Genomic DNA, 23,183 nt, shown 5'->3' with positions numbered 1-23,183 from the left:
CCTCGGACACCCAGGGGGTGCTCGACGGCGACCTCGACACCTTCATGGGCGCGAGTCTGGCCCAGCGGGTGGGGGTCACCCGGGAGGAGTGAGGTCCTAGGTCGACGGGGTCGCGGCAGGGGCAGGGGCAGCGGTGGGGGCAGGCGACGGTGCGACCTCTGCCTTCGGCCTCTGGAGCTTGATGCTGCGGCCCTCGAACGAGGCGCCTGGCTCGATGGCCAACTGCTCGGCGGTGATGTCGCCCTCGACACTCGCCGTGCTGTGAAGGCGCACCTGCTTGGCTGTAATCCCCCCGGCGATGCGCCCCCGGACCTCGGCGGTCTCGGCGACCACCTGGCCTTCGACCCTTCCCGTCTCCCCGATGGTCAGCCTCTCGACTCTCACATCACCGCGCACCAGTCCGTCGATCTGGACCTCGCTGTCGCTCTGTACCGAGCCTTCGATGATCAGGTTCTGGGCCAGGATAGAGGCTGGCCGGGCCCGGTTACGGGCCGTCGCCTCGGCACCCGGGGCCGGAGAGGCCAGGGGGTTGATCTCGGGAGCCGGGGAGATCCGGTTATCCGGCTTGGGTGCTGGCTTGCTGAACATTCTCACCTGCGCGGATGAAACGATAGGGGTTTACCGCCCGGCCGTTGAGCCAGATCTCGTAGTGGAGGTGGGGACCCGTGGACCTGCCGGTACTGCCAAGGGCGCCGACCCTCTGGCCCACGGCGACCCTTTGGCCAGGGGACACGGAGATCGCCGACAGATGGGCGTAGCGGGTTTTGAATCCCCGCCCGTGGTCGATCTCGATCGTGTTGCCGTACCCCGTCCGGATGCCGGTGAATGACACGACCCCCGGGGCGGTCGTGAGGACCGGGGAGCCAAATGCGGATACGAAATCGAGGCCGGAGTGGAAGGCCGGGCGGCCCGTGAAGGGATCGAAGCGGACGCCAAAGCTGCTGGTTGTACGGGCGCTGACCTGGGGTTGGGCAAAGGGGAGTTGACTGGCGGCGTCGGACAGGGCGTCCGCAGTGGACAGGTTCTCTGCCGCGCTCTGGATGCGCGCCGCAAAGCGCTCGTCGACATCCAGCACCGCGGCAAGGGCCCGGGAGTCGCGTCCCTCGAGGAGGGGCCCCCCTGACGCCGTGGGTGAGGCGAAGCTGGACGGGGAGAGGCCCGCAAGGCGGAAGGCCAGGCGCAGTCGGTCGGCTCTTCCCCGGGCATAGTCGTTGGCGGCGTCGGCGAGCCGCTCCTGGTTGGCCTGGACCCCGGCTATGCGCTCGACCGGGCTTGCATCCGCATTCGGACCGCCCCGGAGCGCAGGCGACAGCGCCGCCATGGCGCCAGGCTCGCCGCGAAGGTCGGTGAGGAGCAGGGCGAGGGCCAAGTGACGCTTCTCGATCGTTTCCGCGAGGCCGCCAAGGCTGGCATCAGAGGCGTTCAGCTGGGCAACGGCGCTGTTCAGCCTGGCCTCGCGATCGGCCACCCAGCGCTCGGACCGGGCCTGCATCCGGGCCAGCTCGCGGTCACTCCGCGACTGGGTAAAGGCACCGACCGCTATAGCGATCGAGGACGTGGCAATCCAAACGATGGCACCGAGCACGATGGCCGCAAAGAACATCTGCCGACCTGGTGACAGGACGACCCCCTTCATCTCTCCGCCGGAGCGAAGATAGAGGTGGCGTTCAGGGAATAGGGCCTGGATCAAGCCGCGGATTTGCGCGATGCGCGTCATGCTCACCTAGCCAATAGCCGATGGGGACGCTGTTATTGTCTATCCGGGACCCAGCTGGCAACCCGATGATTCGCCGGGGGCTTCCGGTCAGAGGCCCTGGGCGGCCTTGAGGACCTCCGTGGCGTGGCCGGGAACCTTCACCTTCCGCCAGATCCTGCGGATTTCACCCTCCGCCCCGATCAGGAAGGTCGAGCGTTCGATGCCCATGTATTTGCGTCCGTACATGCTCTTCTCGACCCAGGCGCCATAGGCCTCGACCACAGAGCCTTCCGGGTCTGAACCCAGGGGAACCTTCAGGTCGTATTTGGCGATGAACTTGCCATGGCTGGCGACGGTATCCTTGGAAACGCCAAGGACGATTGCACCCGCGGCTGCGAACTCGCCGGAGAGGGCCGAGAATTCCTGCGCTTCCTTGGTGCAGCCCGAAGTGTCGTCCTTGGGATAGAAGTAGATGACCAGGGTCTTCCCAGCGAAGTCGGACAGCCGCACGGGGCCGTCGGCGCCTGCAAGTTCAAAGCCCGGCGCCTTGGCGCCCGCGGTGAGTTCCGTCATCTTTCCCTCCTCAGGGCTCCACGACCAGGCGAACCCGGCGCTTACCCGATCTCAGCTCGGCCTCGCCAGGCGGCAGTTCGGCAAAGGCTGCTGGATCCGAGACCTTCTCGCCCTGGATCCGGAAGCCGCCGTTTGCAATCTGCTTGCGCGCCTCGGAGTTCGAAGCGGCAAAGCCGACCGCCACCATCAGGCCAGCGTGGGACATGGCGGCGAGGTCCGAGGCTTTCAAGGCCAGGGTGGGCATGTCAGCGGACAGGCCACCGGCTTCGAAGGCCACCCGGGCGGCCTCTTCCGCCGCCGCCGCAGCCTCGGCGCCGTGCAACATGGCCGTCGCCTCGGTCGCCAGGACCTTCTTGGCCTCGTTGATTCCGGAGCCCGTCAGCGCCTCCAGCCGGGCGATGTCCTCGAGGGGCAGGTCGGTGAAAAGCTTCAGGAACCGTCCGACGTCGGCGTCCTCGGTGTTCCGCCAGAACTGCCAGTAGTCATAGGGGGCCAGCATGTCGGCGTTCAGCCAGACCGCTCCCGAGAGCGTCTTGCCCATCTTCTGGCCCGAGGCAGTGGCGAGCAGGGGCGTGGTCAGGCCAAAGGCCTGCTTCTGGTCGACACGGCGGATCAGCTCCACCCCGTTGAGGATGTTGCCCCATTGGTCCGACCCGCCCAACTGCAGCTGGCAGGCGTACTTGCGCTCCAGTTCCAGGAAGTCTGTGGCCTGCATGAGCATGTAGTTGAACTCGAGGAAGGTCATGGGCTGCTCACGCTCGAGGCGCAGCCGGACGGAGTCGAAGGTCAGCATGCGGTTGATGGTGAAGTGCACGCCGTAGTTCCGCAGGAACTCGACATAGCCCAGCTTGTCGAGCCAGTCGGCGTTGTTCACCATGATGGCGTCGGTCGGGCCGTCGCCGAAGGCCAGGAAGCGGGCGAACACGGTCTTGATGCTGTCGATGTTGGCCTGGATCTTCTCCTCGGTGAGGAGGGGCCGCGACTGGTCCTTGTCGGTGGGATCGCCCACCTTGGTGGTGCCTCCTCCCATCAGGACGATGGGTTTGTGGCCCGCCTGCTGCAGGCGGCGCAGCATCATGATCTGGATCAGGCTGCCCACATGCAGGCTTGCCGCCGTGGCGTCGAAGCCGATGTAGCCCGTGACGACCCCAGCCCTGGCGGCGGTGTCCAGTTCCTCCGGATGGGTGATCTGGTGGAGGTAGCCGCGCGCCTGCAGGGTTCGCAGCAGGTCGGACTTGAACTCGGCTTGGGGGGTCATGGTCGGCTCCGGGAGGCTCGGGCGGGCCGGCGCCGTCTCCAGAGCGCGCCGGCCGGGGAAGGCGGCGCGAAAAGTCTCACGCCGTCGTCAGGGGCGGCGGTAATAGGACCGGGTCTGGGCGAGGGTCTGAAACACGCCGCTGGCCTAGGCTCCGACGTCGTGGCAGTCAAGCACCATGCGTGTTCTCGGCTTCATGACCGGCACCTCCCTCGACGGGATCGACATGGCGATCCTGGAGACCGACGGGGAGACCCTGCAAGGCTTCGGCCCAGCCGCCGAGGCGCCCCTGCCAGACCCCCTGAGGGCGCTCCTCGGGCGCACGATCGGGGTCGCTCTACAGCATCCCCGGGGGGCTCCTGAGCCCCCTGTCTTCGCAGAAGCCGCCCGGGCGGTCGCCCAGGCGCACTTCGAGGCCGGCGGGGCCTTTCTCCGGTCCTGTGGGCTGGCCTGGTCAGACCTGGACCTGATCGGCATGCACGGCCAGACCGTCCTGCACGAGCGACCCTCCCAGGGACGCCCAGGACGCACCCTTCAACTGGGTGACGGCGACTGGCTGGCCCGGGCCACAGGGGTTCCCGTGGCCTTCGATTTCCGCTCGGCCGACGTGGCTGCGGGCGGGGAGGGTGCCCCGCTGGCGCCGGTCTATCACATCGCCCGGGCGGCCGCCTCGGGCCTGCCGGCGCCCCTGGCAGTGCTCAATGTCGGCGGTGTCGCCAACCTCACCTGCTGGGCGGGGGGCGACAGGGTCGCAGCCTTCGACACGGGACCCGGCAACGGCCTGATCGACCAGGTGGTTCAGGCGCGCACCGGTGACCGGTTCGATCGCGATGGGCAGCTGGCGCGCGCGGGGAGGGTGGTACCTGAGGTGCTGGCGCGCCTGCTCGACCACCCCTACTTCACCGAGCCGCCGCCCAAATCCCTGGACCGGTACGATTTCTCGCCGGGTCCCACAGACGGGTTGGCCCTGGCCGATGCTGTGGCCACCCTGACCGCCTTCACCGCCGAGTCGGTTGCGCGGGGGTTCGGCTTGGTCGACATCCGGCCGGCCAGCCTCGTCGTCACGGGCGGGGGTCGGCGCAACCCCGCCCTGATGGAAGCCCTGGCGGGCCGTCTGTCCTGCAAGGTGGCGGACGTGGAGAGCGTCGGCTGGCGTGGCGACGCCCTTGAGGCAGAGGCCTTCGCCTTCCTGGCCGCGCGATGCGCCCAGGGATTGCCAATCTCATTCCCGGGCACCACCGGGGTTGAACGCCCGATGACAGGCGGCCGGATCGCCGCCCCCAGAGCCTAGTTGCCTGCGTCGAGGCGCCGGTCGAGATAGGCACCCACCCGGGACTCGACCTCGGGAAGATGCTCGGTCCAGAAGTGGCTGGCGCCGTCTACGACGTCGTAATCGATGACGATGCCCTTCTGGGTGCGCAGCTTGGAGACGACCTTCTCGACCTCCTGGGGCGGGGTGACGGCGTCGGCACTGCCATGCAGCATCAGCCCGGAGGCCGGGCACGGAGCGAGGAAGCTGAAATCGTACATGTTGGTAGGCGGCGAGACCGAGATGAATCCGTCGGTCTCAGGACGGCGCATCAGAAGCTGCATGCCGATCCAGGCCCCGAAGTCGAAGCCCGCGACCCAGCACTGGCTGGCCGACGGGTTCGTGACCTGCAGCCAGTCCAGGGCCGTCGCTGCGTCCGCCAGCTCGCCGATGCCGGAATCAAACTCACCCTGGCTGCGCCCGACACCCCGGAAATTGAAGCGCAGGACCGAAAAGCCGCGCTTCATGAACAGGTGGAACAGCTGGACAGAAACCGGATGGTTCATCTGGCCGCCGGCCCGGGGGTGCGGATGCAGGATCAGGGCGATCGGTGCATTCTCGGTCTTGCCGGCCGTGTAGCGGCCTTCGATACGCCCGGCTGCGCCGGTCAGAACCACCTCTGGCATCTCGCCTCCCTAAAGATGGAGCCCGAATAGTTGACTATCGCGCTTGGTCTTCCTAGATCGCAGGCGTCGACCCTTGGCCGTCCCCGCGAGAAGCGGCGGCTTTAGCACAGGGGCCGGCGCCACGGCTCGAAAAAATGCGAATTGGCTGAGGTCGGGACATGCGTCTGAGCACCAAAGGACGATACGCCGTCATGGCGATGGCGGATCTGGCGCGCCGGCAGGCGGAATCGGCGGAGCGCGCTGTCTCGCTTTCGGACATCGCTGCCCGGCAGGAGATATCTCTGTCCTATCTCGAGCAACTCTTCGCGCGTCTGCGCCGCCGCGGCCTGGTCCAGAGCCACCGGGGCCCCGGTGGCGGCTATCGGCTGGCGCGGTCCGCAGTCGAAACCAATATCGCCGAGATCGTACTGGCGGTGGACGAGCCTCTCAGGGCGACCCGCTGCGAGGCCCAAACGCCTGGCTGCATGCTCAATGGGGAGCGTTGCCTCACCCACGACCTTTGGGAGGAAACCGGCAGGCAGATCGAGGCCTGGCTGGCTTCGGTTTCCCTCGACGACGTGATCGCCGGACGCGTTGGTGCCCGAAAGGCGGCGGCATGACCGCCCCTGGGACCTATCTCGACCACTGCGCCAGCTCTCCCCTGCGCCCCGAGGCGCGGATTGCGATGACCGCCGCCTTCGAGCTCACCGGCAATCCGAGTTCCGTGCATGCGGACGGCCGGGCTGCGCGCGCCCTTCTCGAGGCGGCACGCGCCCAGGTGGCTGTCCTGGCGGGTGCACCCCTAGCGGGCGTGACCTTCACCTCGGGCGGGACCGAAGCCAATGTCCTGGCCCTGCGCAGCGCCCTGGCCGCGGGTGCCCGCCGGCTCCTGATCTCGGCCATCGAGCATGACTGCATCCGCGAGACCGCCCTGGCTTCCGGCGTCGACGTCGTGCAGATCCCGGTTAGCCGGGAGGGGGTCGTCGACCTGGACGCCCTCGACGGCGCCATCGCCGCACAGCCTATGTCTGCGGGCCCGGTCTTTGTCGCCCTCATGGCGGCTAACAATGAGACCGGCGTGATCCAGCCGACCCGGGAGGCTGCGGAACGGGTGCGGGCGGCGGGGGGATGGCTCCATGTCGATGCCGTGCAATCGGCGGGTCGGCGTCCTTCAGGTCTCGAGGCGCTGGGCGCCGACAGCCTCGCCCTTTCCGCCCATAAGCTCGGCGGGCCCCAGGGGATCGGTGCCCTGGTCGCCGGACCCCGGACCCGGATTGTCCGCGACCTACCGGGCGGTGGGCAGGAACATGGCCGCCGAGCCGGGACCCAGAACCTCATCGGCGCTGCGGGGTTTGGCGCGGCTGCGCAGGCCTCTGTAATCCGTCGCGATCTCCGGGCAGGCCGTGACGAAGCGGCCACAGCCATGGTCAGGGCAGGGGCGATTGTCATCGGCGCCGGGGCCGAACGGCTTGACGACGTCCTCTGCATCGCCGCGCCCGACTTCGCCTCAGAACTCCAGGTCATGGGCCTGGACCTGGCTGGGGTCCGGGTCAGCGCTGGCGCGGCGTGCTCGAGCGGCAAGGTCCAGGCGAGCCACGTACTGGGGGCCATGGGCCTTGGCGACCTCGCTGGCTGCGCCATACGCCTCAGCGGGGGCTGGTCGACCACCGCCGAGGACTGGCGGACCGCCGCCGCCGCCTGGATCGATCTTTATACCCGGCTGGCGTCCCGCCGCCGGCCTGTTGCGGCCTGAGGAGCAGATAGATGACCGCCGTCAAGGACACGGTCGAACAGGTTGCCGGGCTCGAAAAGTACGAGCACGGCTTCGTAACCGACATCGAACAGGAATTCGCCCCTCGCGGGCTGAACCGGGACACGGTGGCCTTTATCTCGGCCAAGAAGGACGAGCCGGAGTGGATGCTCGCCTGGCGGCTGGAGGCCTTCGAGCGCTGGAGTGCGATGGAATCGCCGGACTGGGCCCGGGTCAGCTTCCCGCCCATCGACTACCAGGACGCGACCTATTACGCGGCGCCCCGGACCGGAGGCGGGCCCTTGAGCCTGGACGAGGTCGATCCTGAACTGCTGAAGACCTACGAGAAGCTGGGCATTCCCCTTCGGGAGCAGGAGGTCCTCGCGGGCGTGGTGGGTGCACCGCGCTACGCCGTCGACGCGGTCTTCGACTCCGTCAGCGTGGTCACCACCTTCAAAAAGGAACTGGCTGAGGTTGGGGTCATCTTCTGCTCCATGAGCGAGGCCGTGCGCGAGCACCCGGAGTTGGTCCGAAAGTACCTGGGCACCGTCGTGCCGGTGACGGATAACTTCTTCGCCTGCCTGAATTCGGCAGTCTTTTCAGATGGAAGCTTCGTCTACGTCCCACCCGGCGTGCGCTGCCCCATGGAGCTGTCCACCTATTTCCGGATCAACGCCGCGGGCAGCGGGCAATTCGAGCGGACCCTGATCATCGCCGACAAGGGCGCCTACGTTTCCTACCTCGAGGGCTGCACGGCGCCGATGCGGGATGAGAACCAGCTCCACGCCGCCGTGGTCGAGCTCATCCTCCTTGAGGACGCCGAGATCAAATACTCCACGGTCCAGAATTGGTACCCGGGCGACCCGGAGACCGGCAAGGGGGGTATCTACAACTTCGTGACCAAGCGCGCAGACTGCCGTGGCGACCGGTCGCGGGTGTCCTGGACCCAGGTGGAGACCGGGTCGGCTATCACCTGGAAATATCCGTCCTGCGTCCTTCGTGGCCGGGAGAGCGTGGGTGAGTTTTACTCCATCGCCATCACCAATGGCCGCCAGCAGGCCGACACCGGCACCAAGATGATCCACCTGGGAGAAGGCACGCGCTCGCGGGTCATCTCAAAGGGCATCAGCGCCGGACGGTCTTCCAACACCTACCGGGGGCTGGTGTCCGCCCATCCCAAGGCGAAGGGCGCGCGCAACTTCACCCAGTGTGACAGCCTGCTCATCGGCAAGGCCTGCGCCGCTCACACGGTTCCCTATATCGAGGCGCGAAATGGCGCCTGCACCTTCGAGCACGAGGCGACCACCACCCGGCTTTCGGAGGACCAACTCTTCTATGTCCAGCAGAGGGGGCTCTCCGAGGAGGAGGCCGTCCAGCTTCTGGTCAACGGCTTTGTCCGCGAGGTCCTGCAGGAACTTCCGATGGAGTTCGCGGTCGAGGCCCAGAAACTTGTGGCGATCTCATTGGAAGGCAGCGTGGGATGACCCGGACAACCCTTACCCAGAGCCTCTCCCTGCGCCAAGCCTACAAGGCCGAGATCGACCGCCGGGAGGGCGACAGGCTCGACCGGGAGGCAAAGGAGCGCGCCCAGCAGGAATCGGATCATGCGGCGGCCACCGCGCTCTTCGCAGCTCTCGAGGGCGATCCTGATTTCCTGAGCGAACATGGCCTGCACCTTGACCGCACCCGGTACGCAGTCATCCTGGACCACAGGGATTTCCGGCTCCGCGCCTATTTCGAGGCCGAGGAGGCCAGCGTGACTTCCGCCGACCGGCGCACGGCGACCACGCCGACGGCAGCGCCCCGAAAGCAGGCCATGGCGGCCTCCGTGGAAGAAGCCCTGATCCTCCTCGCCCAGTTCCTTGCTGACGAGACCCCATAATGCTGAGCCTGCGCAATCTTCACGCCCGGGTGGGCGAACGCGAGATCCTGAAGGGGCTCAGCCTCGAGATCCCCGCTGGGGAGGTCCATGCCATCATGGGCCCCAATGGCGCCGGCAAGTCGACCCTGTCCTATGTGCTCACCGGACGGCCGGGCTACGAGGTCACCTCAGGCGCGGCCGAACTGGAAGGGGTTGATCTCCTGACACTGGCTCCCGACGAAAGGGCGGCTCGGGGACTCTTCCTGTCCTTCCAGTATCCCCTTGAAATACCAGGAGTGCCGGCGTTGACCTTCATCCGGACCTCGGTCAATGCGCAGCGCAAGTCGCGGGGTGAGGCGGAGATGTCGGCGCCCGACTTCCTGAAACGGGCCCGGGCCTGCGCTGCAGACCTGAAGATGGACTTCGACATGCTCAAGCGCCCCCTCAATGTCGGCTTCTCGGGGGGCGAGAAGAAGCGCATGGAAATCCTGCAGATGGCGCTGCTATCGCCACGCTTCATGATCCTGGACGAGACCGATTCCGGCCTCGACATCGACGCCCTGCGGATTGTCTCAGAGGGTGTGAACGCCTTGCGCAGCCCCGACCGCAGCCTGCTTGTCATCACCCATTACCAGCGCCTGCTGGACTATATCCGACCGGATCGTGTCCATGTCCTCGCGGGTGGGCGGATCGTGGCCAGCGGTGGGCCTGAACTCGCCCACGAGCTCGAGCGGGACGGTTACGACAAGTTCGCGAGGGCTGCGTGAACCTGGTTGAGGCCATCCGGCTGCGGGATTCCTCCCGGCTGCCCTCGCGGCGTGATGAGGACTGGCGCTGGACGGACCTCCGGGGCCTTGTCCGGACCTTGCCGGAGGCCTCGCCAGTGCTGGATTCCAGCCGGCTTGGGCCTGGTCCCTTTGCGGGTATCTGCGAGACGGTTGTGACCCTCGCGAACGGCGTGGGGCCCGGTGCAATCGAGGTCTCTGCTGGTGAAACCCGGACGCTTGAGCTCCGAAATGTTGCCTGCGGCGAGGGTTCACATGCGGCCCACCTCCGGATCACGGTCGCCGCCGGGGCCCGCCTGACCCTTCTGGAGTCCCATGAAGGCGATGGTGGTGGGCTGTCCTTGCTCTCCCTCGAGGTCGACCTGGCTTCAGGCGCATCGTGCGAGCGCCTGGTCATCGCCGATGGCGGCGCCGACGCGATCTCCCTGGTGGACGCCGATGTCCGGCTCGGGGCCGGAGCGGAATGGGGCCAGACCCTTCTGACCAACGGGGCCCGCCGCCAGAGGCTGGAGACCCGGGTTCTCAATCCTGGCGAAGGCGCCAGCGTGCGCCTCGACGGGGTCTATGTCCTTTCTGGCCGCAGCCACGCGGACCTGACCTCCAGCGTCAAGCATTCCGGTCCCCAGGGCCAGACTGTCCAGCTCACCCGGGGCGTGGTCGACGACCAGGCCCGGGCTGTCTTCCAAGGGCGGATCACAGTCGAGGTTGGCGCCGATGGAACCGATGCGCGGATGGCGCACAACGCCCTGATCCTGTCAGACCGCGCCGAGGTGGACGCCCGTCCGGAGCTTGAGATCTATGCGGACGACGTGGCCTGCGCCCATGGGGCCACGGTTGGTGCCCTGGACGCTGAGTTGCTCTTCTACATGCGTCAGAGGGGGCTTCCCGAGGCGGAGGCCCGGTCCCTGCTCCTGGCGTCCTTCCTCGGCGAGGTCATCGACCGCATCCAGTGTGCCGCCGCCGCCGGGCGCATGCGGGCCTGGCTGCACGGGCGCATAGGAGGATCTGTGGAATGACCTTCGATCCCCAGTCCATCCGGTCGGAATTCGCGATCCTCTCGCGGTGCATCGGCGACCGTCCCCTTGTCTACCTCGATAGCGCCGCCTCGGCCCAGAAGCCCGAGATTGTGATCCAGGCCATGACGGACCTGATGCGTCACAGCTATGCCAATGTGCACCGCGGCCTGCACACACTTGCGAATGAAACGACTCAACTCTATGAAAACGCGAGAGAAAATATTGCCAGGTTCATTGGTGCGGCAGCGTCTGAGATCGTCTTCACCCGAGGCGCCACAGAAGCCCTGAACCTGGTGGCTGCTGGCCTTGGGGCCGGGATGTCGGAGGGCGACGAAGTCCTTCTGACGGAGATGGAGCACCACGCCAACATCGTGCCCTGGCACTTCCTGCGGGAGCGCAAGGGGGTGGTGCTTCGGTTCGCTCCCATCTTGGAGGACGGTGCCCTGGACCTCCAAGCCCTGGAGCGCATGATCTCGCCGCGCACCCGGGTCATCTCGCTTGTCCACATGTCCAATGTCCTCGGGACAGTAAATCCTGTGGCGAAGGTTGCCGCCCTGGCCCGTGCCGCCGGTGCGATAACCGTGGTGGATGCCTGCCAGTCCGTCGCCCATGCGCCTCTGGATGTGGCCACACTCGGCGCCGACTTCGTCGCGTTTTCCGGGCACAAGCTCTACGGGCCAACGGGAATTGGGGTCCTGTGGGGAAAACCCGAGCGTCTTGCCGCCCTTCCGCCCTGGCAGGGCGGTGGCGAAATGATCGACCGGGTGGACTTCGACCACATCACCTATGCCGAGCCGCCCCTCCGGTTCGAGGCTGGAACGCCCGCGATCATCGAGGCCATCGGGCTGGGTGCCGCCGTCAAATGGCTGGAAGGTCTTGATCGTCCCGCCATCGCCGCGCACGAGCATGCACTCTATGAGGCAGCGGCAGCCGGACTATCCGCCATTCCTGGCGCCAGGATCCTGGGCACGACGCAGGACAAGGGTGCGATTCTCAGCTTCACCCTTGAAGGTGCCCACGCCCACGACGTCGCCCAGCTGCTTGACCGCTACGGCGTGGCGGTGAGGGCTGGAGCCCATTGCGCCGAGCCCCTGATGCGCAGGCTGGGCGTGAGCTCCAGCCTGCGCGCCTCCTTCGCCCTCTACAACACCCGCCAGGAGGTCGACGCCTTCCTGGACGCCCTGGATCGAACCCGGACCTTCTTCACATGAGTGCAAATCCCGAAGAGACGAACGGCGCCCTGAGCCCGTCAGAGCTTGACCGCTTCACAGACCTCCTGATCGAGGCCTTCAAGACGGTGTTCGACCCGGAAATTCCGGTCGACATCTACGAGCTTGGCCTCATCTACAAGGTAGACGTGTCGGATGACCGGGACGTCGCAGTCGACATGACCCTTACCGCCCCGGGCTGCCCTGTCGCGGGCGAGATGCCTGGTTGGGTCGAGGATGCGGTCCGGAATGTTCCGGGGGTGAGGGCTGTCAAGGTCGACCTGGTCTTTGATCCGCCCTGGGACCCTTCCCGGATGTCGGATGAGGCCAAGCTTCAATTAAACATGTTCTGAGCCCATATAGACGCCATGACCCTTGAAACCATCTCCATCACGCCCCGCCCGCGCCGACCCCGCCCCCAGGTGGTTGCCCTGTCACCTGCCGCTGCGGAGCGGGTGAGGGAAATCATCGCGCGTTCTGAACACCCCGTCGCCGGACTGCGGGTCGGCGTGCGCAATGGCGGCTGCGCCGGGCAGGAATACGTCCTGGACTATGCGGAAGTCGCGGATCCGCTTGACGAGGTCGTCGTGGACCAGGGCGTGACAGTCCTGGTCGAGCCGTCGGCCGTACTGTTCCTGCTGGGAACCGTGATCGACTACGAGGTCACCCGGCTGTCCGCCAAGTTCGTTTTCCGCAACCCCAATCAGACCGATGCTTGCGGCTGCGGCGAGAGCGTAACCATCCAGCCGGCAGAAGCCCCAGACGCCTGAAGCCCCTACTTGCGGCTGAAAACCGCGACGCGCTTCTGGAGGAAGGCCAGGACACCCTCGCGGAAGTCGGACGTCCGGCCGGCCGTGCGCTGGGCGACGCGCTCAGCCTGCAGTTGCTGGAGCCATTGATTGTCGAGGCTTTCCCAGATCAGCTTGCGGATTGACCCGAGGGCCCAGGGACCCTCGGCAAGGGAACGGGCGATGACCTGGGCGGTGGACATCAGCTCTTGGTCCGGCACGACCCGGTTCACGAGACCCCAGTCCAGCGCCGTCTTCGCGGGGATCTTCTCGCCCAGAAGGGCCATTTCCAGAGCGCGCGCCTTGCCGATCAGGCGGGGAAGCAGGTAGGTCGAACCGCCGTCTGGCACCAGGCCGATCCGACGGAAAGCCTGCAGGAAGTAGGCGCTTTCGCCGGCGACGATAATGTCACCCATCAGGGCGAGAGAGCATCCCACGCCGGCCGCCGCACCATTGATGGCTGTCACGATTGGGATCGGATAGTCGCGCAGGGAGGTCATGAAGGGGTTGTAGACCGTCTCCAGTGCGGAGCCGGAATCCGGACCCTCGGGATCGGCGTTGGCAGCCCCACCGGATCCACCCCCTCCGGAGAGATTGGCGCCTGAGCAGAAGCCGCGGCCTTCACCCGTGAGGATGACGCACCGGGCACCGGAGTCCGGTTGAGCATAGGCCGCGAAGGCCGCACGGAGTTCGGCCATGGTGTCGAGGCCGGCGGCGTTCATTGTCGCCGGATCCGCCAGGCAGATCACGGCGATGCCGTCGTTGAGAGAAACCTTGATCTTCTCGTACGCCATTCTCGCCTCCCGAATTGAACTCATGGACAAGAAAACGCGGCTTACCCTGCGTCAGGCCAGTGGTTTCGAACCCGCGCCCAAACCCGCCTGGCAGATCCCGGCTTCAGTCAGACCTCGCTCTCGATCACCATGCGGTTCCGGCCCCTGCGCTTGGCTGTATAGAGGTTGGTGTCCGCACGTTCGACGAGGTCGTGGACACTTTCGCCCGAACGGAAGGCTGCAATCCCCGCCGACAGGGTGATGATGCCAAGGTTGTCGTTGGTCGACCGCCTGCGGATGCTGGTGGAGGACACGTCCTTGAGGATCGCATTGACCAGCGGCGAGGCGTCGAACAGGTTTTCCCCTGGAAGGATGAACGCAAACTCTTCGCCACCAAAGCGCGCGGCGAAACGCGGCGCGCTAACACGCTTGCGGATGATTCCAGCCACATATCGGAGTACCTGGTCGCCGGTCTGGTGGCCCCAGGTATCGTTGAACTTCTTGAAGTGGTCGATGTCGAGGAGCACCAGGCAGAACGGCTCTCCAGTGGCCTCAGCCCCAGACCGGACGCTTTCAATCTCCTCGTCAAAGGCACGCCGGTTGGCGAGCCGTGTCAGGGGATCGGTGGCGGCCTCCTTGCGGGTTTCCTTGAGTTGTTCGCGCAGCATGGCCACTTCGGAGGTCGATGCCGCCAGGGCGCGCTCTACTTCCGCGTTCTGGGCCCTCATGCTGAGGGTTGCGTCGGACAAGTCGGCCACCACCCCCCGCAGGGTGTCGCTGCTGGGATCGGTGCTGAGGGTGCGGGAAGTCTCCTCCAGCCGGGACGAGAAGGTCTCGCTGGTCGCCTGTGCCGATCGGATCGCCTGTTCAGCGCTGGCCAGTTCCCGTGACAGGGCCTGGCCCGTGTCCCGGATGTGCTCGCTGAGGCGCTGCCGGGGCAGGTAGATAGACGCCAGCTTCTCGGCGACGTCTTCGGTGATCACCTCGCCCTTTTCGCGGATGCGTGCGAGTTCCTTAGCCAGGGGACTGTCCGGGTCGGCCGTGACGTGGGCCCAGATCTCGTAGTTGATCGGCGTCGGCCAGACACGCTGGTCTTCAAGCTGCTCCAGCGCACTGCGGGCGAGCGAATAGGCTTCAGGTGACCTTAATCGCGCCTCAAAATCCTCGGCCATCGCGCTGTACCGCTTACCTCCGAAGGAGACCCCAGACGCCCGACAATGCGCCGATGCCGTTTCCCTTTAGGCTGAGGCCTCGGGAGTCAAGCGCCGAGGCCAACAGGGCTCACTTTTGTCCAGAATTTGTCGGGCGGGTCAGAAAAGCCGGGAGTTCGCTCCCGAAGCCGACAACAGGCTTGCCACCCTGGCGGTCTTCATCCTGGGAAGAGTCCCGCCGGCTCCCGCCTCGCTCCTGCCGACCGCTCCGCGCAGGGGCTTCGGCAGGTTCGGCAGTCCTTGGCGCGCGTGGAGCCGGGTCGGCTGGGGTCCGCCCGTCTGACCTGGTTGGGCGCGACCTGCGGGAATGGGTTTCCCGTTCGGTGCTGGCCTCGGGCGCCGCTTGTGCGACCTCCGGCTGAGCCGGCTCCGCAGGGCTAACTTCGTGTCCTTCAATCGTCTGTAGCTCGGCACGCTCCCTTCTGGGCGGACGGCCTTCCCCGTCGCGCCCGCGTCCCCGTTCACGGTCACGATCGCGTCCGCGGGCTGCGCCGCGGCCACCGTTGCGGTCGTCGCGGGGCGTGTCGTGGATGGCTGAAAAGTCGACGCCTTCCAGAACGATCTCTTCAGGTTCCTGGCCAATGAGCTTCAGGACCTTGTCTATGTTCTTGGCGTCGGCCGGGGTCACGATCATGAGAGCGCGGCCAGACTTGCCAGCCCGGCCCGTCCGTCCGATCCGGTGCACGTAGTCTTCGGCGTGGTGGGGAACGTCATAATTGAAGATGTGGCTGACATCGGGGATGTCGAGGCCCCGGGCGGCGACGTCAGAAGCGCAGAGAAGCTTGAGTTCGCCGCTGCGGAAGGCGTCCAGGGTCCGCATCCGCGTCTGCTGGTCGAGGTCACCGTGGATGGCAGCCGCGTCAAGGCCGTGTGTACGCAGGGACTTGGCGACGATGTCCACCTCGGACTTCCGGTTGCAGAAGACGATCCCGTTCTTGATCCCCTCCCTTTCGATCAGCATCCGAAGAGCGGTGCGCTTGGCCTTGGGGTCCGAGGTCGGAAGACGGATAATGTGCTGGGCGATGGTCTCGGCGGTGGTGGCGGGTTTGGCCACCTCGATGCGGACTGGATCGTTCAGGAACTGCTTGGTCAGCCGCGTGATCTCGGGCGGCATGGTCGCAGAGAAGAACAGGATCTGCTTCTTGGGCGGGGTCAGGCGGAAAATCCGCTCGATATCGGGAATGAAGCCCATGTCGAGCATGCGATCGGCTTCGTCGACCACGAGGATCTGCACTCCGGTCATGAGCAGCTTGCCCCGTTCGAAGTGGTCCAGTAGCCGGCCAGGGGTCGCAATCACGACGTCGACGCCCCGGTCGAGCTTGAGTTCCTGGTCCTTGAAGGAGACCCCGCCGATCAACAGGACCCAGGATAGTTTCCGGGCTTGGCCTGCAGAATAGCGCTCGAAGGAGGCTGAGACCTGGTCGGCGAGTTCCCGGGTCGGGGCGATCACCAGGGCCCGCGGCATGCGGGCGCGGCTGCGGCCCGTCGCGAGGCGCTCGATCATCGGCAGGGTGAAGGCGGCGGTTTTCCCGGTGCCTGTCTGGGCGATGCCCAGGATGTCCTTCCCCGTGAGCGCGACGGGGATGGCTTCGGCCTGGATCGGGGTGGCGGTCGTGTAGCCGGCATTGAAGACGGCTTGCAAGATTTCGGGCGATAGGCCCAGTTCAGAGAATTCGGTCATTCTTTGCCTAAAGGGCGACGGGCCCGTCCCGCGGGGCGGGGGCGCGCGCGGCGCAGCGGCGCGGACGTTATTCGCCGCGCGGGGCGGAACATAAGGGCTGGGGGTCCCAAGTCAACGCGCAAGCGCAATCCGACTAAACGTCAAGGTCCGCCGTGGCGAACTCGGCGTTCTCCTGGATGAACCGGAACCTCAGTTCAGGTTTGCGGCCCATCAGGGCCTCCACGAGGTCGGCGACCTGTTCCTCGGACCGGGGCAGGGTGACCCGGGCAAGTGTCCGGCTTGCCGGATCCATTGTTGTCTCTCGGAGCTGGGCCGGCATCATCTCCCCCAGGCCCTTGAAGCGCCCGACTTCCGGCTTCTTGCCCTTGAACTCCCCGGCCAGGAGGGCCACCCGGTGCGCGTCGTCCCGGGCATAGACCGTCTTGCCGCCATGGCTGATGCGAAAGAGGGGCGGCAGGGCAAGGTAGAGCCGGCCAGCGCGTATGAGCTGCGGCATGGTCCTGTAGAAGAAGGTGATCAGCAGGCTGGCGATGTGGGCACCGTCCACGTCGGCGTCGGTCATGATAACCACCCGCTCATACCGGAGGTCTTCCTCGCGGAAACGGGCGCCGCCCTGGACGCCCAGGGCCAACATGAGGTCGGACAGCTCACGGTTCTGGCCCAGCTTGTCCGGAGTGGCTGAGGCGACGTTCAGGATCTTACCGCGGAGGGGCAGAATGGCCTGGTTACGGCGATTGCGGGCCTGCTTGGCCGACCCACCAGCGCTGTCCCCCTCGACGATGAAGATCTCCGAGCCATCGGCCGCCTGGGCGGAACAGTCCGCCAGTTTTCCGGGTAACCGCAGTTTGCGGGTCGCCGAAGCTCGCGAGACCTCTCTGTCCTTGCGGCGCTTCAACCTGTCCTCAGCGCGCTGGATGACGAAGTCGAGGAGGGCGCGGGCCGAGCGCGGCTGGGCCGCAAGCCAGTGGTCGAAGGGGTCCCGCAGGGCGGTTTCAACCAGCCTCTGGGCCTCGGCGGAGGACAACCTCTCCTTGGTCTGTCCCTGGAACTCGGGATTGGCGATGAAGACGCTGACCAGGCCGCCGGCCTGGGCAACAACATCCTCGGCGGTCAGAAGTCCTGCGCGCTTTTCCCCCACCAGTTCGGCATAGGCCTTGAGCCCGCGGGTCAGTGCGGCCCGGAAGCCGGCCTCGTGTGTCCCGCCTTCGGGGGTGGGCACGGTGTTGCAGTAGGACTGCAGGAAGCCATCCGCCTCGCCGAAGCCCGCGCCGGTCCAGGCCACTGCCCATTCGACCTTGCCCGGGTCGCCCTTGCGCTCAAAGCGGCCGGTGAAGGGTTCCGGGGTCACGGTCTCTACGTCACGGACCCGTTCAGCCAGGAAGTCGGCGAGGCCGTTGGGGAAGCGCAGCACTGCCTCGGCGGGGGTCTGGTCCTGGATCCGCGACGGGTCACAGGACCAGCGGATCTCCACCCCCGCAAAGAGGTAGGCCTTGGACCGGGCCATTCGGTAAAGCCGGGCTGGCCGGAAGCTGACGCTATCGCCGAAGATCAGGCTGTCCGGCCGGAAGGCGATGACAGTTCCATGCTTGCGCGTCGCGCCCAGCTTCTCCAGTCCCCCCACGGGCTTTCCCCGGCTGAAGACCTGCCGCCACTCGAATCCGTCCTTGAAGGCGGTGACCTCCAGGTGTTCCGACAGGGCGTTGACCACCGACACCCCCACGCCGTGCAGGCCGCCGGAGGTTTCGTAGGCCTTGCCCGAGAACTTTCCGCCGGAATGCAGGATGGTCATGATGACCTCGAGGGCCGACTTGCCCGGGTGCCGGGGATGGGGGTCCACCGGGATGCCGCGTCCATCGTCGCGGACGGTCAGGCTGCCGTCGGCTTCCAGCCGGACCTCGATGACCTTGGCATGTCCGGCGACAGCCTCGTCCATGGCATTGTCGAGAACCTCGGCGAAGAGATGGTGCAGCGCCCGCTCGTCCGTACCGCCGATGTACATGCCCGGGCGCTTGCGGACGGGTTCCAGGCCCTCGAGGACCTCGATGTCCTTGGCGGAATAATCGTCGCGGGAAGCGGGGGCCCTGGCAGGTGCAGGCCCAGGGACAGCCGATTCCCGGGAGGCACCGCCCGACGGCGGGTCATCGAAGAGGGAGGCCTGGGGAGGAGGGTCAGCCATATGGGTTCAATGGCGCGATTCGGCACGGCTCCGCCTCACGAGGTCCAGAAACAAGAAGGCCGCCGGGTGACCGGCGGCCTTCGGGCGCTCATCGCGGGGAGGACGCGATCAGCACTTGTAGTACATGTCGAACTCGACTGGATGCGGATGCAGCTGGAGACGCATTACCTCTTCCATCTTCAGTTCGATGTAGGAGTCGATGAAGTCGTCGTCCATGACGCCGCCGGCCTTCAGGAAGGCGCGGTCCTTGTCCAGGTTCTCAAGCGCCTCGCGCAGGGAGCCGCAGACCTCGGGCACCTTCTTCTGCTCGCGCGGGGGAAGGTCGTAGAGGTTCTTGTCCTGCGGGCCGCCGGGATCGATCTGGTTGATGATGCCGTCGAGGCCGGCCATCAGCAGGGCGGTGAAGGTCAGGTAGGGGTTGCCCATGGGATCGGGGAAACGGGCCTCGATGCGCTTGGCCTTCGGGCTGTCGACGTGCGGGATGCGGATCGAAGCCGAGCGGTTACGCGCCGAATAGGCCAGCTTCACCGGGGCCTCGTAGCCCGGTACCAGGCGCTTGTAGGAGTTGGTGGTCGAGTTCGAGAAGGCGTTGATCGCCTTGGCGTGCTTGATGATTCCGCCGATGTACCAGAGACACATCTGCGAGAGGCCCGCGTACTTGTCCCCGGCGAACAGAGGCTTTCCGGCGCCCCAGATCGACTGGTGGACGTGCATGCCTGATCCGTTGTCGGCGAACATCGGCTTGGCCATGAAGGTGGCCGACTTGCCGTAGGCCGCCGCCACGTTGTGGATGACGTACTTGTAGAGCTGCATGCGGTCGGCCATCACCACGAGGGTGTCGAACTTCAGGCCGAGTTCATGCTGGGCGGGGGCCACCTCGTGGTGGTGCTTTTCCGGCCTCATGCCAAGCTCACCCATCACCGCCAGCATTTCGCCGCGCAGGTCTTGGGCGGAGTCCACCGGATTGACCGGGAAGTAGCCGCCCTTGGGGCCCGGACGGTGGCCCATGTTGCCCTCGGGGTATTCACGGCCGGAATTCACCGGAAGCTCGGTGGAGTCGAAGGAATAGCCGGTGTTGTGCGGGGCGGTGGACCAGCGCACATCGTCGAAGATGAAGAACTCGGCCTCGGGGCCGAAGAAGGCGGTGTCTCCGATCCCGGCCGCTTTCATGTAGTTCAGCGCCGCCTTGGAGATCGACCGCGGGTCCCGGTTGTAGGGTAGGCCGCTGTCGGGGTTCACCACGTCGCACATCAGGGCGAGGGTGGTCTGCTGATAGAAGGGGTCGATGATGGCGGTGTCCAGGTCCGGACGCAGCTTCATGTCGCTCTCGTTGATCGCCTTCCAGCCGGCGATGGACGATCCGTCGAACATGGTACCGTCCGTCAGGAATTCGTCGTCCACCAGGTCGATGTCGAAGGTGACGTGCTGCAGCTTGCCGCGGGTGTCGGTGAAGCGGACGTCAACGTACTTGACGTCTTTTTCCTTGATCTGGTCCAGAATGTCCTTGGCCGTAGCCATGATGTTCCCCTTCTCGATTAAATCTAAATTCCTTGCCGTCTAGACGGCGGTTTCTCCCGTCTCGCCAGTGCGGATGCGCAGGACATCCAGCACCTCAGAGACAAAAATCTTTCCGTCGCCGATCCGCCCTGTCCGGGCGGCGCCGACGATCGCCTCAAGCGCGGCCTCGAGCTGGTCGTCGGCAATCACCACCTCGACCTTGATCTTGGGCAGGAAGTCCACGACGTACTCGGCACCGCGGTAGAGTTCGGTGTGCCCCTTCTGGCGACCATAGCCCTTGGCTTCCATCACGGTCATGCCCTGGATACCCATCTCTTGCAGGGCTTCTTTCACCTCGTCGAGCTTGAAGGGCTTGATGATCGCTTCGATCTTTTTCATCTGCCAGCTCCAACCCGGGCAAGAGCCCAGCGTGTCTCACTGCTCGTGACTCAGCCTGAGCCCCGCTTCAAGCTCCGGGACGAAACAGAGCGGCCACCGACGCTGAATTCTTAAATGGGCGCCTCTTTTTTGGGCATAAAGCGCCCGAATTACGTGCACTTCGGAACCCGGCCCGAATTCCCCTTGAGGGACGTCCTTCAGCGCCTAGGATCGGGCCTTCAAACAAGGGGAGGGGCGCGGTGAGCGACGAAACAACGCCGGTTCTGGTCGGCGGCGGGCAGTTCACCTGGCGAGGTGATCCCGCTGCCTCGCCATCTCCGACCCAACTGCTCAAGTTCGCGGCGGAACGGGCGGCTTCTGACGCGGGTCTGGAGCCCTCGGTCCTCGCCGGGATCGACGGGCTTGCGGTCATAAGCTTCGCCGTAGACGCCCCGGGCGAGCGGCGCCTCATGCCCCACTCGACAAATCCACCCGCCACCCTGGCCCGCCGGCTGGGCGCTTCACCGGACTGGAGCGTCTACACCCGGACGGGGGGGAACAGTTCCCAGTACGCTATCAATGTCTCTGCCCAGCGGATCGCCGAGGGCCGCAACCAGCAGATCCTGGTGGTCGGCGCAGAGTTCATGGGCTCAGGCGTAAAACGCCTCACCCGGGGCCTTGGCTTTGCGGACTGGGATGACGCCGAGGACCTGCCGCCGCCGGAGTGGATCGGCGATGGGCGTCCGGGGGTCAGCGCCTATGAGGCTGTTCATGGGATGGACCGGCCCATCAACATCTATCCCCTGTTCGAAAATGCGCTCCGCGCCCGGGACGGCCGCTCGATCCCGGATCACCAGAAGCATCTGGGCGAACTGTTCGCGCCCTTCACCCGGGTGGCGGCGGGCAATCCGGAGGCCTGGTTCCCCACGGAGCGCTCGGCGGAGGAACTGATCACAGTAACGCCCGGCAACCGGATGATCGGCTTTCCCTATCCGAAGTTCCTGAACGCCATCATGGACGTGGACCAGTCGGCGGGCGTCCTGATCACCAGCCTGGCAAGGGCCCGGGAGCTCGGGGTGGGCGAGGACCGGATGGTCTTCCTTCATGGCTGCGCTGACGCCAACGACATCTGGAACCCCATCGAGCGCCAGGACTTTCATTCCAGTCCGGCCATGCGCCTGACCGGTGAGCAGGCGCTGGACATGGCTGGGATCTCGGTCGCCGAGGTCGCCGCCTTCGACCTCTACTCCTGCTTCCCGTCCGCCGTGCAGGTGGGCGCCGAGTCCCTCGGCCTGTCCCTGGAGGACCCCCGGGGCTTTACGGTCACCGGCGGCCTGCCTTACGCAGGCGGGCCCGGCAACAACTACGCCATGCACGGCGTCGTGGTCATGATGCAGCGGCTTCGCGCGAGCCCCGGTGCCTTCGGCTTCTGCACGGCCAACGGCTGGTACCTTACCAAGCAGTCGACCGGCGTCTATTCGACCCGTCCGCCCTCGCGCCCCTTCGAGCGGCAGGACCCTGCGGTCCTGCAGGCCCGGATCGATTCCCTGCCGCGTCCGACCGTCATCGAACGGCCATCCGGGCGGGGGAGGGTGGAGACCTACACCGTGATTCATGACCGCGAAGGGTTTCGAATGGGCGTCATCGTGGGCCGGGACGACGCGGACCGCCGATTCGCCGCTATCCTTCCCGGAACCGAGACCGCCGCCCTGGCTTCCCTCGAGACGGAGGAGGGCGTGGGCCGCACCGGAACCGTCTCGCGCTTCGACGATGACCGCCGCAACCTTTTCACACTGGACTAGACCATGCAGACCCTCTTCCTGATCCGCCACGGAAAGCCCGCCGCTGTCTGGGGGGAGGCCGACGACGACCCCGGCCTCGACGATACTGGCCGCGCCCAGGCCGAGGCGGCCCGCGACTACCTCCTGTCCCTGCCCGAAGACCAGCGCCCGACCCGGGTGGTCAGTTCGCCCCTGCGTCGCTGCCGGGAGACCGCCGCTCCGACCGCCGAGGCCCTCGGAGTCGAGATCGAGATCGATCCCGGTGTCGGTGAGATCCCGACCCCGGCGGCCCTTTCCGCCGAGGATCGCCCCGGCTGGCTGCGCGAGGCCTTCCAGGGTCGCTGGTCTGAGATTCGCGGGGACCTAGACTACGAGCAGTGGCGGCGCAGGGCCGCCGATTCCCTGCTTGTGCGGGGTGGGACGGCCGTATTCAGCCACTATGTGGCGATCAACGCCGTCATGTCGCTTCTGGAGGGTGAGGACAGGGTCCTGGTCTTCCGGCCCGACCACGCCTCCATATCCACCCTTGGGACGGATGGCAGCACGCTCTCCCTGGTCTCGCGGGGGCGCGAGGCGTCCACGGGCGTGCTCTAGACCATGCCCCCCCGGCCCATCCTCAGCGTTGTCGAGATGGCCCGTGCAGACCGAGCCGCCGTCAAGCGCGGCGAGACAATTGAGGGGCTGATGCAGAAGGCGGGTCGCGCCGTCGCCCGGGCGGTGGAGGCCCGCTATCCACCCCAGCCCGTGCGGGTCCTCTGCGGACCCGGGGACAACGGCGGAGATGGCTATGTCGCCGCCGCTGAACTTGCCCGCAAGGGCTGGCCCGTCGTGGTCGAGGCG

The 23,183-nt window shown here is 66.3% G+C and carries 24 protein-coding genes; 13 read left to right on the top strand and 11 right to left on the bottom strand.

Features of this window, described 5'->3' with window-relative positions; all coding sequences use genetic code 11:
- Window positions 1–96: 96 nt before the first annotated feature.
- The 4 genes from WCJ52_RS03340 to tyrS all read right to left on the bottom strand — a co-directional run bounded on the left by WCJ52_RS03340 (window position 97) and on the right by tyrS (window position 3,527).
- A complete protein-coding gene (locus WCJ52_RS03340) occupies window positions 97–588 on the bottom strand; it encodes a polymer-forming cytoskeletal protein (RefSeq protein WP_336901882.1) in 492 nt (163 codons plus the stop codon).
- A complete protein-coding gene (locus WCJ52_RS03335; RefSeq protein WP_336901881.1) occupies window positions 557–1,717 on the bottom strand; it encodes a M23 family metallopeptidase in 1,161 nt (386 codons plus the stop codon). The genes WCJ52_RS03340 and WCJ52_RS03335 overlap by 32 nt, the downstream gene beginning before the upstream one ends.
- 87 nt (window positions 1,718–1,804) lie before the next feature.
- Window positions 1,805–2,269, bottom strand: a complete 465-nt coding sequence (locus tag WCJ52_RS03330; protein ID WP_336901880.1) for a peroxiredoxin — start codon at window positions 2,267–2,269, stop codon at window positions 1,805–1,807.
- Between the two features lie 10 nt (window positions 2,270–2,279).
- A complete protein-coding gene (gene tyrS / locus WCJ52_RS03325; RefSeq protein ID WP_336901879.1) occupies window positions 2,280–3,527 on the bottom strand; it encodes a tyrosine--tRNA ligase in 1,248 nt (415 codons plus the stop codon).
- Window positions 3,528–3,702: 175 nt separating this feature from the next.
- Here tyrS and WCJ52_RS03320 point away from each other — a divergent pair, with 175 nt between their 5' ends.
- Complete coding sequence (locus WCJ52_RS03320; protein WP_336901878.1) at window positions 3,703–4,815, top strand: anhydro-N-acetylmuramic acid kinase; 1,113 nt, start codon at window positions 3,703–3,705, stop codon at window positions 4,813–4,815.
- Here the strand turns inward: WCJ52_RS03320 and WCJ52_RS03315 are convergent.
- Window positions 4,812–5,459 (bottom strand): alpha/beta hydrolase, encoded by a 648-nt coding sequence (locus tag WCJ52_RS03315; RefSeq protein ID WP_336901877.1) that lies wholly within the window; start codon window positions 5,457–5,459, stop codon window positions 4,812–4,814. The two genes, WCJ52_RS03320 and WCJ52_RS03315, sit on opposite strands and share 4 nt — an antisense overlap.
- A gap of 158 nt (window positions 5,460–5,617) precedes the next feature.
- Here WCJ52_RS03315 and WCJ52_RS03310 point away from each other — a divergent pair, with 158 nt between their 5' ends.
- The 9 genes from WCJ52_RS03310 to WCJ52_RS03270 are packed head-to-tail and all read left to right on the top strand — an operon-like array spanning window position 5,618 to window position 12,828.
- Window positions 5,618–6,058, top strand: a complete 441-nt coding sequence (locus tag WCJ52_RS03310; RefSeq protein ID WP_336901876.1) for an Rrf2 family transcriptional regulator — start codon at window positions 5,618–5,620, stop codon at window positions 6,056–6,058.
- On the top strand, window positions 6,055–7,191 hold the full coding sequence (locus WCJ52_RS03305; protein ID WP_336901875.1) for an aminotransferase class V-fold PLP-dependent enzyme: 1,137 nt from the start codon (window positions 6,055–6,057) through the stop codon (window positions 7,189–7,191). Before WCJ52_RS03310 ends, WCJ52_RS03305 begins: the two co-directional genes overlap by 4 nt.
- Window positions 7,192–7,202: 11 nt before the next feature.
- Window positions 7,203–8,672, top strand: a complete 1,470-nt coding sequence (gene sufB / locus WCJ52_RS03300) for a Fe-S cluster assembly protein SufB (RefSeq protein WP_336901874.1) — start codon at window positions 7,203–7,205, stop codon at window positions 8,670–8,672.
- Window positions 8,669–9,070: a hypothetical protein gene (locus tag WCJ52_RS03295; RefSeq protein ID WP_336901873.1), complete on the top strand. Its 402-nt coding sequence runs from the start codon at window positions 8,669–8,671 to the stop codon at window positions 9,068–9,070. Before sufB ends, WCJ52_RS03295 begins: the two co-directional genes overlap by 4 nt.
- On the top strand, window positions 9,070–9,816 hold the full coding sequence (gene sufC, locus WCJ52_RS03290; protein WP_336901872.1) for a Fe-S cluster assembly ATPase SufC: 747 nt from the start codon (window positions 9,070–9,072) through the stop codon (window positions 9,814–9,816). Before WCJ52_RS03295 ends, sufC begins: the two co-directional genes overlap by 1 nt.
- Complete coding sequence (gene sufD, locus WCJ52_RS03285; protein WP_336901871.1) at window positions 9,813–10,850, top strand: Fe-S cluster assembly protein SufD; 1,038 nt, start codon at window positions 9,813–9,815, stop codon at window positions 10,848–10,850. The genes sufC and sufD overlap by 4 nt, the downstream gene beginning before the upstream one ends.
- The gene (locus tag WCJ52_RS03280; RefSeq protein ID WP_336901870.1) at window positions 10,847–12,061 is read left to right on the top strand and encodes a cysteine desulfurase; all 1,215 of its coding nucleotides are present in this window, start codon (window positions 10,847–10,849) and stop codon (window positions 12,059–12,061) included. Before sufD ends, WCJ52_RS03280 begins: the two co-directional genes overlap by 4 nt.
- Window positions 12,058–12,411 (top strand): SUF system Fe-S cluster assembly protein, encoded by a 354-nt coding sequence (locus WCJ52_RS03275; RefSeq protein ID WP_336901869.1) that lies wholly within the window; start codon window positions 12,058–12,060, stop codon window positions 12,409–12,411. The genes WCJ52_RS03280 and WCJ52_RS03275 overlap by 4 nt, the downstream gene beginning before the upstream one ends.
- Window positions 12,412–12,426: 15 nt before the next feature.
- Complete coding sequence (locus WCJ52_RS03270) at window positions 12,427–12,828, top strand: iron-sulfur cluster assembly accessory protein (RefSeq protein WP_336901868.1); 402 nt, start codon at window positions 12,427–12,429, stop codon at window positions 12,826–12,828.
- 5 nt (window positions 12,829–12,833) lie between these two features.
- On the opposite strand, the gene WCJ52_RS03265 is transcribed toward WCJ52_RS03270, so the two are convergent.
- The 6 genes from WCJ52_RS03265 to WCJ52_RS03240 all read right to left on the bottom strand — a co-directional run bounded on the left by WCJ52_RS03265 (window position 12,834) and on the right by WCJ52_RS03240 (window position 20,583).
- Window positions 12,834–13,640 (bottom strand): enoyl-CoA hydratase/isomerase, encoded by an 807-nt coding sequence (locus WCJ52_RS03265; RefSeq protein ID WP_336901867.1) that lies wholly within the window; start codon window positions 13,638–13,640, stop codon window positions 12,834–12,836.
- Window positions 13,641–13,747: 107 nt separating this feature from the next.
- Window positions 13,748–14,791 carry a diguanylate cyclase gene (locus tag WCJ52_RS03260; RefSeq protein ID WP_336901866.1) on the bottom strand — a complete coding sequence of 348 codons (1,044 nt, stop codon included), beginning with the start codon at window positions 14,789–14,791 and terminating at the stop codon, window positions 13,748–13,750.
- A gap of 109 nt (window positions 14,792–14,900) precedes the next feature.
- Window positions 14,901–16,511, bottom strand: a complete 1,611-nt coding sequence (locus WCJ52_RS03255; protein ID WP_336901865.1) for a DEAD/DEAH box helicase — start codon at window positions 16,509–16,511, stop codon at window positions 14,901–14,903.
- Between the two features lie 133 nt (window positions 16,512–16,644).
- Window positions 16,645–18,687 carry a DNA topoisomerase IV subunit B gene (parE, locus tag WCJ52_RS03250; protein WP_336901864.1) on the bottom strand — a complete coding sequence of 681 codons (2,043 nt, stop codon included), beginning with the start codon at window positions 18,685–18,687 and terminating at the stop codon, window positions 16,645–16,647.
- Window positions 18,688–18,795: 108 nt separating this feature from the next.
- Entirely contained in the window at window positions 18,796–20,205 is a 1,410-nt protein-coding gene (glnA, locus tag WCJ52_RS03245; RefSeq protein ID WP_336901863.1) for a type I glutamate--ammonia ligase, read from the bottom strand.
- A gap of 39 nt (window positions 20,206–20,244) precedes the next feature.
- On the bottom strand, window positions 20,245–20,583 hold the full coding sequence (locus WCJ52_RS03240) for a P-II family nitrogen regulator (protein WP_336901862.1): 339 nt from the start codon (window positions 20,581–20,583) through the stop codon (window positions 20,245–20,247).
- 239 nt (window positions 20,584–20,822) lie between these two features.
- Between WCJ52_RS03240 and WCJ52_RS03235 the strand changes: the two genes are divergently transcribed.
- The 3 genes from WCJ52_RS03235 to WCJ52_RS03225 all read left to right on the top strand — a co-directional run.
- Window positions 20,823–22,364, top strand: coding sequence for an acetyl-CoA acetyltransferase (locus WCJ52_RS03235; RefSeq protein ID WP_336901861.1), 1,542 nt, complete (start codon window positions 20,823–20,825; stop codon window positions 22,362–22,364).
- 3 nt (window positions 22,365–22,367) lie between these two features.
- Window positions 22,368–22,937 (top strand): histidine phosphatase family protein, encoded by a 570-nt coding sequence (locus tag WCJ52_RS03230; protein ID WP_336901860.1) that lies wholly within the window; start codon window positions 22,368–22,370, stop codon window positions 22,935–22,937.
- Between the two features lie 3 nt (window positions 22,938–22,940).
- Window positions 22,941–23,183 (top strand): NAD(P)H-hydrate epimerase (locus WCJ52_RS03225; RefSeq protein ID WP_336901859.1); only part of this gene is annotated, 243 nt, incomplete at its 3' end.

The organism is Phenylobacterium sp., assembly GCF_037138395.1.
Classification (GTDB): domain Bacteria; phylum Pseudomonadota; class Alphaproteobacteria; order Caulobacterales; family Caulobacteraceae; genus Phenylobacterium.
The sequence above is the reverse complement of the archived record's forward strand: the minus strand, read 5'-3'. Positions and strand labels throughout refer to the sequence as shown.

What these genes read in the sequence shown, in the direction of transcription:
- parE (WP_336901864.1), bottom strand. Translation starts at nt 18,687, where the DNA reads ATGGCTGACCCTCCTCCCCAGGCCTCCCTCTTCGATGACCCGCCGTCG.
- WCJ52_RS03260 (WP_336901866.1), bottom strand. Translation starts at nt 14,791, where the DNA reads ATGGCCGAGGATTTTGAGGCGCGATTAAGGTCACCTGAAGCCTATTCG.
- sufC (WP_336901872.1), top strand. Translation starts at nt 9,070, where the DNA reads ATGCTGAGCCTGCGCAATCTTCACGCCCGGGTGGGCGAACGCGAGATC.
- WCJ52_RS03335 (WP_336901881.1), bottom strand. Translation starts at nt 1,717, where the DNA reads ATGACGCGCATCGCGCAAATCCGCGGCTTGATCCAGGCCCTATTCCCT.
- tyrS (WP_336901879.1), bottom strand. Translation starts at nt 3,527, where the DNA reads ATGACCCCCCAAGCCGAGTTCAAGTCCGACCTGCTGCGAACCCTGCAG.
- WCJ52_RS03320 (WP_336901878.1), top strand. Translation starts at nt 3,703, where the DNA reads ATGCGTGTTCTCGGCTTCATGACCGGCACCTCCCTCGACGGGATCGAC.
- WCJ52_RS03315 (WP_336901877.1), bottom strand. Translation starts at nt 5,459, where the DNA reads ATGCCAGAGGTGGTTCTGACCGGCGCAGCCGGGCGTATCGAAGGCCGC.
- WCJ52_RS03330 (WP_336901880.1), bottom strand. Translation starts at nt 2,269, where the DNA reads ATGACGGAACTCACCGCGGGCGCCAAGGCGCCGGGCTTTGAACTTGCA.
- WCJ52_RS03280 (WP_336901870.1), top strand. Translation starts at nt 10,847, where the DNA reads ATGACCTTCGATCCCCAGTCCATCCGGTCGGAATTCGCGATCCTCTCG.
- WCJ52_RS03340 (WP_336901882.1), bottom strand. Translation starts at nt 588, where the DNA reads ATGTTCAGCAAGCCAGCACCCAAGCCGGATAACCGGATCTCCCCGGCT.
- sufB (WP_336901874.1), top strand. Translation starts at nt 7,203, where the DNA reads ATGACCGCCGTCAAGGACACGGTCGAACAGGTTGCCGGGCTCGAAAAG.
- WCJ52_RS03295 (WP_336901873.1), top strand. Translation starts at nt 8,669, where the DNA reads ATGACCCGGACAACCCTTACCCAGAGCCTCTCCCTGCGCCAAGCCTAC.
- WCJ52_RS03240 (WP_336901862.1), bottom strand. Translation starts at nt 20,583, where the DNA reads ATGAAAAAGATCGAAGCGATCATCAAGCCCTTCAAGCTCGACGAGGTG.
- WCJ52_RS03265 (WP_336901867.1), bottom strand. Translation starts at nt 13,640, where the DNA reads ATGGCGTACGAGAAGATCAAGGTTTCTCTCAACGACGGCATCGCCGTG.
- WCJ52_RS03230 (WP_336901860.1), top strand. Translation starts at nt 22,368, where the DNA reads ATGCAGACCCTCTTCCTGATCCGCCACGGAAAGCCCGCCGCTGTCTGG.
- WCJ52_RS03255 (WP_336901865.1), bottom strand. Translation starts at nt 16,511, where the DNA reads ATGACCGAATTCTCTGAACTGGGCCTATCGCCCGAAATCTTGCAAGCC.
- WCJ52_RS03310 (WP_336901876.1), top strand. Translation starts at nt 5,618, where the DNA reads ATGCGTCTGAGCACCAAAGGACGATACGCCGTCATGGCGATGGCGGAT.
- WCJ52_RS03305 (WP_336901875.1), top strand. Translation starts at nt 6,055, where the DNA reads ATGACCGCCCCTGGGACCTATCTCGACCACTGCGCCAGCTCTCCCCTG.
- WCJ52_RS03275 (WP_336901869.1), top strand. Translation starts at nt 12,058, where the DNA reads ATGAGTGCAAATCCCGAAGAGACGAACGGCGCCCTGAGCCCGTCAGAG.
- WCJ52_RS03270 (WP_336901868.1), top strand. Translation starts at nt 12,427, where the DNA reads ATGACCCTTGAAACCATCTCCATCACGCCCCGCCCGCGCCGACCCCGC.
- glnA (WP_336901863.1), bottom strand. Translation starts at nt 20,205, where the DNA reads ATGGCTACGGCCAAGGACATTCTGGACCAGATCAAGGAAAAAGACGTC.